The following is a 13943-nucleotide window of genomic DNA, read 5'->3' as shown; positions in this document are numbered from 1 at the left end:
AAATCTTTACTATGGCGCTTATAGTTCAAAAATACGGTGGCACTTCTGTTGGGTCACCTGAACGTATTCAAGCCGTCGCCGAACGTGTTGAGCGTTGGCATCAACAAGGTCACGACATTGTGGTTGTCGTTTCGGCAATGAGCGGCGAAACCAATCGTTTACTCGCCTTAGCTAAAGCTATTACGGATGAGCCAGACCCACGCGAACTCGATCAAATGGTGTCAACAGGCGAACAAGTCACGATTGCCTTATTAGCCATGGCCTTACAAAAACGTGGTTTAGGCGCTAAATCCATGACGGGCGCACAAGTTGCCATTCGTACAGACAGTGCCTTTACTAAAGCCCGTATTGAAGCGATTGACGATACCGCCATGCGTGCCGAATTGGCCAAACGTAATGTCATTATTGTGGCAGGTTTCCAAGGTATTGATGCACAAGGCAACATTACCACGTTAGGTCGTGGTGGCTCAGATACCACAGGTGTTGCACTAGCAGCCGCGCTTAAAGCCGATGAATGCCAAATTTATACCGACGTTGATGGCGTTTACACCACTGACCCACGTGTTGTACCCCAAGCGCGTCGTTTAGACAAAATCACATTTGAAGAAATGCTAGAAATGGCTAGCTTAGGTTCTAAAGTATTGCAAATTCGCTCAGTCGAGTTTGCAGGCAAATACCAAGTGCCATTACGTGTGCTATCCAGCTTTGGTGAAGGCGAAGGCACTTTAATTACGACAGATTCGGAGGAAGCAATGGAACAACCCGTTATTTCAGGTATCGCCTTTAACCGTGATGAAGCCAAATTAACCATTCGTGGCGTACCCGATACCCCTGGTATTGCTTATCGCATTTTGGGTCCCATTGGTAATGCCAATATCGAAATCGACATGATTGTGCAAAACATCAGTGCCGACAACACCACCGACTTTACCTTTACCGTACACCGCAACGAGTTCCGTAAAGCCTTACCTATTTTAGAAAATATTGCTAAAGAAATTGGTGCGCGTGAAGTCGTTGGCGACGACAAAATTGCTAAAGTGTCTTTAGTGGGTGTGGGCATGCGCTCTCATGCGGGCGTTGCTAGCCAAATGTTTGGTACCTTAGCCAAAGAAAACATCAACATCCAAATGATTTCAACGTCAGAAATCAAAATTTCCGTGGTTGTAGAAGAAAAGTACATGGAATTAGCCGTACGTGCGTTACATACTGCCTTTGGTTTAGATGCTCCGAGTGTCTGATAACCACTCTCCCGTGCAAAGCCCTAGGCTTTGCACGATACGCTTTAAGAACAGCGACGTTGATTAAACTGTTGTCTCTCTTAGATGAAATTGTCAGTACTGTATCTGTCAACATCCGCTTGATGGTGCAACAGTGATGTATATTTCGCTAGTTGGATTAAGTTTTTGTTAATCTACGCGTTAGACAATATATTCAAGGTAGCGTTAGAAACTACAGATAGTATTATGATGATTTTCAGCTTAGCTTAAGCAAATTATGTAATTCTTGTTCTTGTTAGTCATGTGTTTAACTTGATTTTCTGTGCGAAACAACATAAAACATATACCTGATATCCGTTTATTGTTGGTCGTGGGACTTATTATCATTCAAGGAGTTTAACTATGTTAATTCTTACCCGTCGTGTTGGCGAAACATTAATGGTTGGCGATGAAGTTAGCGTCACTGTTTTAGGCGTCAAAGGCAACCAAGTCCGTATTGGCGTGAATGCTCCAAAAGAGATTGCCGTCCATCGTGAAGAAATTTACCAACGTATTCAACGTGAAAAAGTGATTCATCAACATCACGATCATGACGATTTAGATAATTGATTATCTGAAATAGAAAAGCCCAAGTTTTTCATCCTGAACTTGGGCTTTTTCATTTTTGCATCCTATCTTGCCATCATGGCTTCCCGCAGCAGTCCTTCCTGAATGACTCCGTGTCTACTCCTTTTGCTGCAAACTCATCAAATGTCATCCATCCCTAATTATTTGATGATAGTTAACGTTCCTCGTTAATATCCCTAGCTTCCTACGGCTTTCCTCGTCCTGTTTGCTTTCCATTGCTACCGTCCTGCGCCGTGAGTGCATTATGACAAATTGCCCTTTTAGACTCTATGGTCAAATATCGCAGTTAATGTAGGATATTTCCTACAGTATCATGTCGAATATGATGACGGTTAAAAATACCGTATAATCGACCAACTTATATGAGGCAAATTTAGTTGTGTGAACATGGTGTCGCTCTCTCCGCTTGCTACGCGCTGACTACCAGCAATATCCATCGTCAAACGCAACTTAGCTGAACATAAGCCTATTTATTCACGGAGTTTATATTATGAGCCATGATCCGATTGTTATTGTTAATGGTGCACGTACGCCAATGGGTGGTTTCCAAGGGTCTTTATCCAGCGTCACAGCACCTGAGTTAGGTGCTGTTGCCATTAAAGAAGCGATTGCACGCGCTGGTTTACAACCAGAAGATGTACAAGAAGTGATTATGGGTTGTGTGTTACCTGCGGGCTTAAAACAAGGCCCTGCCCGTCAAGCAATGTTAAAAGCAGGTTTGCCAGCCACAACAGGTGCAACCACCATTAACAAACTTTGTGGTTCTGGTATGAAAGCCACCATGTTTGCGCACGATTTATTAGTGGCTGGCAGTGTTGATATTGCGGTTGCAGGTGGTATGGAGTCTATGACCAATGCACCCTATGTCTTAACCAAAGCGCGTGGTGGTTATCGTATGGGTCATGGTGACATTAAAGACCATATGTTCTTAGACGGTTTAGAAGATGCTGAAACAGGTCGTTTAATGGGTTCTTTTGCTCAAGAAATGGCGACAAAATTAGAGTTAACCCGTGAACAAATGGATGAATTTGCCATTGCTTCTTTACAACGCGCCCAAAAAGCCATTGCTGAAGGCCGTTTTGAAGCCGAAATCGTGGGTGTGCCTGTTAAAGGTCGTCATGGTGATACCTTAGTTGCCATTGATGAACAACCTGGTAATGCTAAAATCGAAAAAATTCCTAGCTTAAAACCAGCATTTGCTAAAGACGGTACAATCACTGCCGCTAACGCCAGCTCTATTTCTGACGGTGCATCTGCCTTAGTGTTAATGCGTGAAAGCACAGCTAAAGCACGTTGTTTGCAACCTTTGGCGCGTATTGTTGCCCACAGCACACAATCTCAACATCCAAGCGAATTTACCATTGCCCCCATCGGTGCGATGGAAAAATTATTTGCGAAAACAGGTTGGAGCGTTGCTGACGTTGACTTATTTGAAATTAACGAAGCATTTGCGATGGTCACAATGGCGGCGATGATTAAACACAACATTCCCCATGATAAAGTAAATGTACATGGCGGTGCTTGTGCCCTAGGTCATCCCGTCGGTTCTACTGGTTCTCGTATCATTTTAAGTTTGATTCACGCCTTAAGACAATACGGCGGCAAACGTGGTGTTGCTTCTTTATGTATTGGTGGTGGTGAAGCCACCGCGATGGCGATTGAAATTATCTAAAGCGCTAAGAGCCTGCATGCTGAAGCATGCAGGCTCTTTTACATTTAATTTGGAGAGGCAACACAGGACGAAACGCCTGTGACGGGGTTTTTAATACCCGAACACGTATCATCACCAATAATAATCACACCGCCACCACTGCCGCCGCCAGCATTATTTCTCACAGGAATAAATTGCATAGGATTAGCAATGCCGCCAGCAGAGCCAAACAATACAGTATTGGAAGATGTCGTATTAGTCGGGCTTTTAGTATTTGTGTTATTCGCTAACATCGTTTTAAGTATATTTGCGTCTAAGCCCAATTTATCGGCTACTTTTAATAATGCGTCCTTAGCATCAGGCTGTAATGTAATTGCAATGACTATAGCTTGGTACGCGAGTGTTGGCGCAGCACTCGTGATTGACTCTATCACGTCAGTTATTTTTTCTCCTTTCGCCAACTCAGACTCTATGACTTGCTGCAAAGGAACATTATCTTGTATTGCCTGTTTTACTGCCGCAGCGTCAGCATAACTCAGACTTGATGTAGATATCGCACACAAAAAAACCAAAAGACACGAACGCATTGCGTGATTCCTTATTTTATAACATCTAAAAGCACTTATAATGTATTATTAACACATAATTTTTGCATTTTTATCAAATTAAACTTGCAAAGGCAAGATGATTTTCTCTATATTTCTACAAAATTGGTTTCATATCATGCCTTCTATAATAAATCAGGCCTATACATTATTTTTTATGCTAACTGGAGAGTTCTAATGAATTTATTTTGGACATTGATGATATCTCGCTTATTGGAGAATCTCCATGAGATTATCTAAATCTTTGCACGCTATACCCACGCTTAAGTTAGCACTTTCTAGTTGCTTAGCCCTATCAATCGCGGCTTGTAATAATAATGATGAGAGTAGCAGTAACTTAGCCGCAACGCTAGCGCAGAAAACCCCATTGGCAGGTGAGCCGATGGTGGTTGCGGGAACGTCAACTAAAGTACCACACTACGCCAAAATGGGGCCGCTGCAACAAGCGACTATTGCTGTGTATGACCCGATGGATCAAGGTGTAGCTTTGGCCAAAGGCACTACGGGTGCAGATGGCAGTTTTCAACTCACCTTATTAAAACCCTTGCCAGAGTTACGTCCACTCATTTTACGTGCAGAAGGCGGTACAGATATCGACCCTGACGATAATCCATCGACAGCGAACACCCCGATTGCCAATCAAGGTTTTTTACATGCGATTGTGTTTGCTGAGGATTTATTAGGCAACAACAGTATTATCATTTCACCCGTCACTGAACTGGTTTATCAACGACTAGAAGCCATGATTGGCACACTCAGTCCTTTGGAGCTACGCCAAGCACTTGATGATATGGCTGCACAATTATTGAATAGCGATATCAATGGGAACACTATCACTAACTACCAAGATGTACTCGCTTTTAACCCAAGTGATATGAGCATGCACAACAAGTTGTATGTGCCATTCAGTAAGTATCACAGCCCCCTCGCCAGTGGCAAATCGTTTATTGAAGCCTTGAGAGAAAATGACGCGGCTAAAAGTAATTATGCAGCGGAGCTGCTGGGTGCAAGTGCCCCTAATATTAATATTCAAGAAACAAACATTGCCAACAATGTTAAATTAGACATCTATGTCAGTGGTGATGGCACCTTAGAAAGCGGACTATTCAAAACAGGTACGCGTCGTAATAGCGAAGGCATTTATAAAATCGCTGTTCCACGTTCACTCAAAGAAGAATATGCCTTAACGGTAAAACCTGATGCTGGCCGGAAGATTGTCTCGTGGGTGGGTTGTAGCAGTATCAGTACCGACCGCACGACGTGTTTAGTCAAACCCGACCAATCTAAAAGTGTCTATGCTGTCTTAGCCGCTGAGCCACTGTTTAAGCCTGAGGTAAAATCACATACCAATATCCCGCTTAACTCAGATGTTGTGATTAGTGATAATGCAGGCATTATGACGATTAGCACCCGTAATGCGGCGATGGGCGCAGGTTTGGCACAATTAAGTAACGGCGTCATTATGAGCCTGCCCTACTTACCACACCCACTTATCAAAATTACCGAAATGGTCAGTGTGAATAAATTGGACTCTGGTACAGAAGTACAATTTAAGTTTATCGACCAACAAGTGACGGATGTTTTAAACCGTGCAAGTTTTTATTCTACGCCCGAATTTAAGCCACAAATTGGCTTAGACGATATCATCTCAGTCACGATGATAAACGATAAAACCATTCTCAAAGACCCGAAAGTTAGTGTCACTGATAGCAACTTCGAAAACTCGACGGCTAACACCAACAGCCAGACGGGGATTGTGCCCAAATACCGTGACCGTAGTGGTGGTAAGCACTTAGTTAAAAAAGCATGGGAGTTGGTGATTCACAAAAACAAATGTGTGATTTATGCCGACGAAACACCGCCTACCACACCCCCTGTCATTCCAAATGACCCTAAAAATGATACCGTTTGGACTTCTGCGCTACGCGCAGCCGATGGCGAATGTCACAACAAAACGCTGATTTATAAGCCTTACAATCAATATGCACGTGACTTTAATCTAGCCGCTAAGTCAAACACCGATGGGACTAATGCAAATCATGCGCAATTTGCCAATATGCGCTATATGCAACACATGGACCCTAAAACCTTGGCTAATACACCACTCTATTTGATTAGTGGTAATAAAAAACAAGGCGAGACCATGCGTACTGCCGCTGCATGGACGTGGGCAGAAGGCGTTGGCCCTGTATTAAAAATACGCAACAACGTTTTCTTGGCGCGTAAAAGTGATGGCCGCTCAGGTTTTGAATTGCTGAGTTTTGAGAAACATCGTAAGCCTCAAGGCGAGTTGTATACCGTAGCCGACTTTAAGTGCAAACAAGGGACTCGCTGTAGCTTAAAAGATGCCGAATTACCGAAAATGCGTACCTATAAACAAGCGACCGCAAATCCGTGGTATTTTGGCCCCAATGACCCCATCCCCTCGCCTTATAAAAACGCGGTAGATGTCAATAATCTCTATAACTTATTAGGCTCAGACGGCTTGGCTCTAGACTTACCCTTTAAGCGTTTTCCGTGGTTGAGTGTTGGTATTGGTGCTAAGCTCGGTTTTGGCATGTCAGTCGACTATTTCTTTGACTACAGTATTTTAGATGCCATGGCTGCCTTTAAGCTGATTCCAGAAGTTGCAGTTGAACCACGCTTAGAACTGAACTTAAAAGCAGGTAAAAATACCAGTGATTGGAAAAAGAAAGATACCGAAAAACCCAAACTCGAACTCACTATGTTACGTTTTAATATTGGTTATCCCGTTTTAGGGCCAGTTGCCAGTATTTTACGCCCTGATGTCACGCTGAATGCAGGCATTGAGTTTGGTGGTGAAGCCAAAATTTATGCGGCCTATACACGCGGCGTAAAAGCCAAAATGGGCGTTGACGCATACTACAATGCAGACCTCGTATGGGATGGTTGCTGTTTACCTGAAACACGGGTTGATAAACGCCTCGACTTTCCGCGTGGTTTTGAAACCTACAAAAGTCAATTTGAACTGGGTATTGAAGGTCAACTGTATGCAGAACCTTATTTAGAGATGCGTTTGGAAGGCAGTGTGACGGGCGTGGGTGAAAACTTAGCCAATGTTGCCTTACGTGGCTTTTTGAATGCCAATATTGGTTTTGAAGCAGGCGTTGCTGTCGCGCCCATCAATAAACCTGGTGACCAAGTTAATGAGGACATCGACCGTATTGCCAATGAATATAAAACACGCATTGGTCAAGAATTAGTTTATCAAGAACAACTCACGGCACGTGGCTGTTTATCAAAATCTACGTGGGAGCTTTTAAGTTGTCTCAATCAGGCAAATAGTTATGCCCGCTCTTTTGCGAGTACAACTAGCCTTGATACCGAACTCGCTAAATACAATAAAAGTATCGCCGACGCCCCCACTGAGGTTGTAGAAGCACAAGCCGCTAAAATGCACTCGCTCTATGATAAAAACTATGGTGGCGACTTTGTCGACAAAGTTTTAGATGGTTCATATAATAAGTCTACTAAGGTGTCTTGTAAGTTCGGTCTAAAACTGGGTTTAGATGCAGGTTATCGCGCCACAGCCACAATTAACACCAAAAATATTAAATTTGTTGGTGATTGGATTGGCGAAGAAATGTCGCTCACGTTATTTGAGCAACGCTGGCCGGTCAAATTACAATTTATTGACGATTTTAATGAAAAACTTGCTGAGTGTGAGGAAGCCGACAAGCCTGAACCCGATGATACGGCTGAAGAAGGTACTAACACCATTACATGGCAAACAAATTCAGCGACAGGCAATCAATACGCGCTGATATTATGCGGTTCTTGGGACGATTGTCAGGCACAAGCTAATCAAGTTGGTGCTCACTTAGTCACTATTGGCAGTGAAGCCGAAAATAAATGGGTTAGTGATAAATTCGTGCCAAATGGTAATAAATCCGCATGGATTGGCCTCAACGACAAAGACCAAGAAGGTGACTTTAAGTGGGACACCGAAGAAGAACTTAACTATACCAACTGGAATAGTGGTGAACCCAATAACGTCAACAACGAAGATGTAGTCAGTATGATTGGCGGCGGCAAATGGAATGATAACTCTACCGAAGATGACAGTGTCAATCGTGCCGTCATTGAACGTAGTAAAGATATACTTGACTGGAAGCTCAACAATCAAAATAGTAAAGCCTATGTTGTAGTCGAGTGCGGTAACTGGCAACAATGCCAAGATAAAGCACGCACAATGGGGGCTAATTTGGCCACCATTAGCAACGCGGATGAAAACAAATGGCTAGTCGATAACATGCTTAACGGCAAATCCGCATGGATTGGTTTTAACGATATTCAGCAAGAAGGTAACTTTAAATGGATATCTGGTGAAACCACTAATTACAGTAACTGGAATAGTGGTGAACCCAATAATGCAGGCAATGAAGATGCTGTAGTCATGTTAAGTAATGGCCGTTGGAATGATGATGCAGTCACCAATAACAACGTGGGTCGTGCCATCTTTGAACGCTTACAACCCAATTGGAAGTTTAATGCGACGACCAAAAACTCCTATGCGATTATTGATTGTGGTTCTTGGCTTGACTGTCAAGCTAAGGCTCAAAGTGTAGGCGCGAACTTAGTCACCATTAACGACCAAGACGAACAAACTTGGTTACATGACAACTTCCCCAGCACGACCAAATACTGGATTGGTTTAACCGACAAAGACCAAGAAGGCAACTGGAAGTGGATTTCTGGCGAAACACCCTCTTATACCAATTGGAACTTTGGTGAACCCAATAATGTAGGGGACGAAGACTATGCCGAAACAGTGGAAAATGGCCGCTGGAATGACGCTATGTTAAGTAATACCACCATCAGCAAAGCAGTGATTGAGAAATAATCATCATGCTCACTAAAGAACGCGGCTCAAAAGCCGCGTTTTTTATGTTCTATCATCCCATCGCAATCAAAAACTCAACATGACGCCTATTATTTTAATAAACACCATACTATATTAACAAAAAAACTAAACATCTCAGGGTTTCATAAGATACATACCATGGCACACTCACAACATGCTTTTTCTAAACGTATAGTGGCTAAGCTATTGCCCCTCTCTCTAGCAATCAGTCTAGCCGCTTGTAACAGTAATGACGCCGAAACGCCGCAATCTCTTGCTCAAACCTTGTCGCAAAAAAGTCCACTCAGCAAAGAGCCAATGATTGCTGCCAATACCGTCATCCCCGTCCCTCATTACGCCAAAATGGGGCCACTCAAAGGCGCAGAGGTGTATCTCTACGACCCAATGGACATCGAAACCTTATTGGCTCAAGGCACAACCAATGATGATGGCTCGTTTAATTTACAGCTCCTTCAAGCCTTACCTGAATTTAGACCCTTGATTATCGAGGTGCGTGGCGGTACAGACTTAGACCCAGACGACAACCCCACCACCAAAGATGATGCCAAACCCAATAAGGGCGCATTACACGCGATTGTCTTTGCCAATGACTTGCTTAAAGGTACCAGTATTAACGTCACGCCTGTAACTGAAATCATTTACCAAAAAATGTTTAGCATGATTGGTTTGTTATCGCCATTTAGTCTACGCGAAAAAATTGATGATATGTCATCACAGCTACTGGCAGAAGACATCAATGGCAACGTCGTGACAGATTATGAGGATATTTTAGCCTTTAATCCGAGCGATACGACGATGCACTCCAAACTCGTCGTTGGTTTTGATAAATACCATTTACCGCTCACAAAAGGTAAATCGTTTATTGATAGCCTACATGATGGTGACTCCGATAGTCTGACCTATATTGGAGAGCTACTAGGTGCAAGTGCACCGAATATCGAGCTTCCTGAGACAAATGTCGCCAGTAATGTAAAGCTGAATATTTATCTTAATGGCTATGGCACTCTCAAGGGCGGCTTATTCAAAAAAGGCCAATGGCGCAATACCGATGGCTCTTACGATATTGCCGTACCACGTTCCTTAAAAGAGGAATATGCTCTTACTGTCACCCCTGATGAAGGACGGAGAATTGTGTCTTGGGTCGGTTGCAGCCAAATTAGTACCGATAAAACGACCTGTTTAATTCGACCAGACCAATCTAAAAGCGTCTATGCTGTTTTAGAAAGCAAAGCTATTTTTAAGGATGAAGTCAAAGCCTATAAAGCCTTGTCACCTGATTCAGATGTCGTGATTAGTGATGATAATGGCGTCATCACCATCACCACCCGAGACACCAATATTGCCGAGTTACTGCGTAGTTTAGAAGCAGGTTACATACTCAGCCTGCCCTATTTACCACACCCACTGGTCAACGTTAATGACATATTATCCTTAACAACCACCAGTCAAGGGACGGAAATTAACTTTGCTTTTAGTGATAAAGAAGTCACTGATGTTTTAAGCCAAGCCTCTTTTTATTTGACGACCGAATACAAACCCGCACTCACCTTAGATGATATTATTTCGGTCAGTATGCTCACCGATAAGACGGTTTTACGTGACCCTAAAGTCAGTGTTCAAAACGAAAACTTTAGTACATCGCCATTACAAAGCAATCCATCGACAGGCGCAATCCCTAAATATCAAGATAAAAGTGGTGGCAATCATTTAACTAAACAAGCATGGGAATTAGTCGTTCACAAAGATAAATGTGTGTTGTATGCCGATGCTACGCCACCGAATACACGCCCTACACTACCAGACGACCCCAAAGATGATACCGTATGGACATCAGCATTACGCGCCGCCGAAGGCGAATGCGATAATAAGCGCTTAGTGTATAAAGCCTATAAAGCCTATGCACGTGATTTTAATGTCGCGGCGAATCAATCCAGTGCTCAACAGGTCGCTAAAACCATTGATTTTGCCAACATGCGTTTTATGCAACACATGGACGCAAAAGTCTTAGCCAATACCCCTTTGTATTTGATTAGCGGTAATAAAAAACAAGGCGAAACCTATCGCACAGCCGCCGCATGGACATGGGCAAAAGACATTGGTCCTGTGCTCAAAGTACGCAAAAACGTCTTTTTAACGCATCGCCTCGATGGTCGCTCAGGTTTTGAATTTATTAGCTTTGACGATACACACCGTCCACAAGGTGATTTATATACTGTTGCCGATTTTAGCTGTGCCACAAAAGCAAAATGCTCATTCAAAGAAGCGCGCTTACCCAATATGCCAGTATCTCGTCAAACAACGGATAATCCTTGGTACTTTGGTCCTAACGACCCACTGCCCTCGCCATTTAAGCAAGCCGTTACCCCCAATATTAACTTATTAGGTAGTGATGGTTTGTCGATTGACATGCCTTTCAAACGCTTTCCGTGGCTTTCTGTAGGAGTCAATGCCAAATTAGGTTTTGGCATGGCGGTTGATTATTATTTTGACTTTAGCTTATTTGATGCCAGAGCCGCGTTTAAGCTGATTCCAGAAGTGGCGGTCGAGCCTCGTTTAGAAGTGAATGTCAAAGCAGGTAAAAACTCCAGTGAATGGACGAAACGTGGGACAGAAAAACCTAAACTAGAATATACCTTGATTACCATTAACGCAGGTACCACAATTTTAGGCCCTGTTGCCACTATTCTACGGCCAGAAATTACCCTCAGTGCAGGCATTGAATTTGGCGGTGAAGCTAAAATTTTTGCCGCTTACACTCGTGGTATGAAGGCTAAACTAGGGGTTGATGCTTTTTATGACCAAGACTTAGTTTGTTCATGGCGGACTGGTTGCAAAACAACAGTGAGCAAACGTTTAGACTTTCCACGTAGCTTTGAAACCTATAAATCTCAATTTGAATTTGGCATTACGGCCGCCAGTCTATACGTTGAACCCTATCTTGAGTTGCGTATGCAAGGCAGTGTCACAGGGGTGGGTAATAACTTAGCCAATGTCGCCTTACGCGGCTTTTTGAACGCCTCTGCGGGGTTTGAAGCAGGCGTTGCCGTAGAGAAAAAGAATTTACCTACCATACAGTTACAAACTGACTTGGTTAGAATTTATGATGAATATCAAATTAGAGCCGTCCAAAACTATATATTTGAACAGAGAGCCTCTAAATGTTATGACCTCTTGAATGAAGAGGAAAAAACAAGTTGTCTACTACCTGTTCGCAATGAACTACCAAAATTCAAGACAGGTCGTGAAGCTGTACGGGAACTTGACCGTATGGGTCTGAAATTGGAGAACTTAAATCCAAAGAAACTCGACGAGCTGAAACAATATATGCACCAGTTATATGACCAACGCTTTGGTGCGGATTGGGTCACACGCTCAGTACAAGGTCAATTAGAGGGTGTCACTGAAATTACCTGTCAAAGCGCACTTAAACTGGGCTTAGATGCAGGGATACGTGCTACGGCAGGCATTAACACCAAAAATATAAAATATGTCGGTAGCTGGATTGGCGAAGAAATGACGCTGACTTTATTTGAGCAACGTTGGCCGATTAAATTACCAATTATTGAGGAGTGGAACAGTAAACTGGTTTTATGTGAATAATCTAAGTGTCTAAACCAACAAGCGCGGCGTGAATATTCAGCCGTGCTTGTTGTTCAAATCGTTGTCTAAAATAATCCGTTTGATAAATGGTCTCGCGTTGTAAAAAACTCTGTAATACTTTTGCCCTACCCACTCTGTAATCTTGTTCACTGACCCACGCATATTCTTGGCGAATTTGTTGTTCATATTCATTAAAGCGAGTCGATTCTTGCCCTAAAATCGCTAAATCTATATCCAATAATAATTGGCCATCAACATCATCTTTGGCAATGGTGTGATTTTTAGTGGCCATAATGAGTTGTTCAATTCTCTGTATTAATGTTTGTGGTGCATGGCATTGAGTTAATACTTGCACAGCCCATGCGGCACTTTGTGCTTCGTTGTCGTTGGCTTGTGGGTTATAAACTGCATCATGGAAATATAGCGCAAGGGCTAATTCGGCAGGTTGTTTGGCTAAATGTTCTACTTCATTTAATAGGCTTAAACATTCTTGTAAATGTTGTTGGCTGTGATAAAAACGCTGTGTTTGTGCATAAGCTGTTTGTAATTCTGCTAATAAATTAGTGGGCGGCACTAAAATTAGGCTTTGCCACAAAGATGGCCAGTTCATTTAATTTCCTCCCTAGATTGAGAGTGATGACGCTGCTAGTTTAATGTGTTTTCATCATTTAGCAGCATGGGTTGACGTAGGAAACCAGCGATTTATCTAATTAATGTGATGGGTTTCGTTCCTCAACCTAATCTACGATTACTATATCAATAACTAATTTTATTACTTATAGCATTATAAAAGCCAATAATAGAGCCTTGTTCATTAAATAAGAATATTTCGCCAGTCTCTTCAACAGTTTGATTATATAGTCGAAATCCGTCATATCTTAAATACATAACAGGTTCCGTATCAACCGAAAATCTTGTTTTTTCTACAAACTCCGTTAGTGCAGACTCTAAACGATAAGCATTAGCTTCATAATCTTCATTAACACCTCCATACTTACTTATATTATATGGCAACCAGTCAGTTATATATGTATCTAAGCGAATATCTAAATATGGTGAAAAAGAAACTGATAAATCAATACCTTGCTTTATCCAAGTTTCTTTTTTTTGATAAACCATTGTATTTCCATATATTTTAATTGAAGAAGGTACTGAGTATTTTCTATGTGTAATTGAGAAAAACAATGAACACCAAAAATCATCTAAAAAAATTTTTCTCTATTCTCAATATCAATCTCTAAATTTATTTTATCGTCAATTGATCCTAGCCAACTAAATGGACAATTATTCCCTCTAAAGCTAATTTAAGAATTATGTTTGGAGAGAAGAAATGGCAAAACGTTTTAGCCCTGAATTTA

At 42.3% G+C, this 13943-nt stretch carries 8 protein-coding genes; 5 read left to right on the top strand and 3 right to left on the bottom strand.

Features of this window, described 5'->3' with window-relative positions; all coding sequences use genetic code 11:
* Positions 1-11 precede the first annotated feature (11 nt).
* The 3 genes from C8N29_RS12750 to C8N29_RS12740 all read left to right on the top strand — a co-directional run bounded on the left by C8N29_RS12750 (position 12) and on the right by C8N29_RS12740 (position 3516).
* Entirely contained in the window at positions 12-1238 is a 1227-nt protein-coding gene (locus tag C8N29_RS12750; RefSeq protein WP_107866454.1) for an aspartate kinase, read from the top strand.
* Between the two features lie 381 nt (positions 1239-1619).
* Positions 1620-1826: a carbon storage regulator CsrA gene (csrA, locus tag C8N29_RS12745; protein WP_107866453.1), complete on the top strand. Its 207-nt coding sequence runs from the start codon at positions 1620-1622 to the stop codon at positions 1824-1826.
* Positions 1827-2334: 508 nt separating this feature from the next.
* Positions 2335-3516, top strand: a complete 1182-nt coding sequence (locus tag C8N29_RS12740; RefSeq protein ID WP_107866452.1) for an acetyl-CoA C-acyltransferase — start codon at positions 2335-2337, stop codon at positions 3514-3516.
* Positions 3517-3560: 44 nt separating this feature from the next.
* Here the strand turns inward: C8N29_RS12740 and C8N29_RS12735 are convergent, their stop codons facing one another.
* Positions 3561-4082, bottom strand: coding sequence for a hypothetical protein (locus C8N29_RS12735; protein WP_107866451.1), 522 nt, complete (start codon positions 4080-4082; stop codon positions 3561-3563).
* A gap of 244 nt (positions 4083-4326) precedes the next feature.
* On the opposite strand from C8N29_RS12735, the gene C8N29_RS12730 reads away from it, so the two are divergent.
* Positions 4327-8964, top strand: a complete 4638-nt coding sequence (locus C8N29_RS12730) for a C-type lectin domain-containing protein (protein WP_107866450.1) — start codon at positions 4327-4329, stop codon at positions 8962-8964.
* A 159-nt stretch (positions 8965-9123) separates the two neighbouring features.
* Complete coding sequence (locus C8N29_RS12725; RefSeq protein WP_107866449.1) at positions 9124-12585, top strand: hypothetical protein; 3462 nt, start codon at positions 9124-9126, stop codon at positions 12583-12585.
* Position 12586: 1 nt separating this feature from the next.
* Here the strand turns inward: C8N29_RS12725 and C8N29_RS12720 are convergent, their stop codons facing one another.
* Together C8N29_RS12720 and C8N29_RS12715 are read right to left on the bottom strand one after the other, a co-directional pair.
* Entirely contained in the window at positions 12587-13195 is a 609-nt protein-coding gene (locus tag C8N29_RS12720) for an HD domain-containing protein (RefSeq protein ID WP_107866448.1), read from the bottom strand.
* A gap of 146 nt (positions 13196-13341) precedes the next feature.
* Positions 13342-13704, bottom strand: coding sequence for a hypothetical protein (locus C8N29_RS12715; RefSeq protein ID WP_107866447.1), 363 nt, complete (start codon positions 13702-13704; stop codon positions 13342-13344).
* Positions 13705-13943 lie beyond the last annotated feature (239 nt).

It is taken from the genome of Agitococcus lubricus (assembly GCF_003051055.1).
GTDB classification, from domain to species: domain Bacteria; phylum Pseudomonadota; class Gammaproteobacteria; order Pseudomonadales; family Moraxellaceae; genus Agitococcus; species Agitococcus lubricus.
Note: the sequence above shows the minus strand (reverse complement) of the source record. Positions and strands in the feature narration are given on the sequence as shown.

Bases quoted from the DNA above. Each gene is read 5' to 3' on its own strand.
- C8N29_RS12750 (WP_107866454.1), top strand. From the start codon at position 12: ATGGCGCTTATAGTTCAAAAATACGGTGGCACTTCTGTTGGGTCACCT.
- csrA (WP_107866453.1), top strand. From the start codon at position 1,620: ATGTTAATTCTTACCCGTCGTGTTGGCGAAACATTAATGGTTGGCGAT.
- C8N29_RS12740 (WP_107866452.1), top strand. From the start codon at position 2,335: ATGAGCCATGATCCGATTGTTATTGTTAATGGTGCACGTACGCCAATG.
- C8N29_RS12735 (WP_107866451.1), bottom strand. From the start codon at position 4,082: ATGCGTTCGTGTCTTTTGGTTTTTTTGTGTGCGATATCTACATCAAGT.
- C8N29_RS12730 (WP_107866450.1), top strand. From the start codon at position 4,327: ATGAGATTATCTAAATCTTTGCACGCTATACCCACGCTTAAGTTAGCA.
- C8N29_RS12725 (WP_107866449.1), top strand. From the start codon at position 9,124: ATGGCACACTCACAACATGCTTTTTCTAAACGTATAGTGGCTAAGCTA.
- C8N29_RS12720 (WP_107866448.1), bottom strand. From the start codon at position 13,195: ATGAACTGGCCATCTTTGTGGCAAAGCCTAATTTTAGTGCCGCCCACT.
- C8N29_RS12715 (WP_107866447.1), bottom strand. From the start codon at position 13,704: ATGGTTTATCAAAAAAAAGAAACTTGGATAAAGCAAGGTATTGATTTA.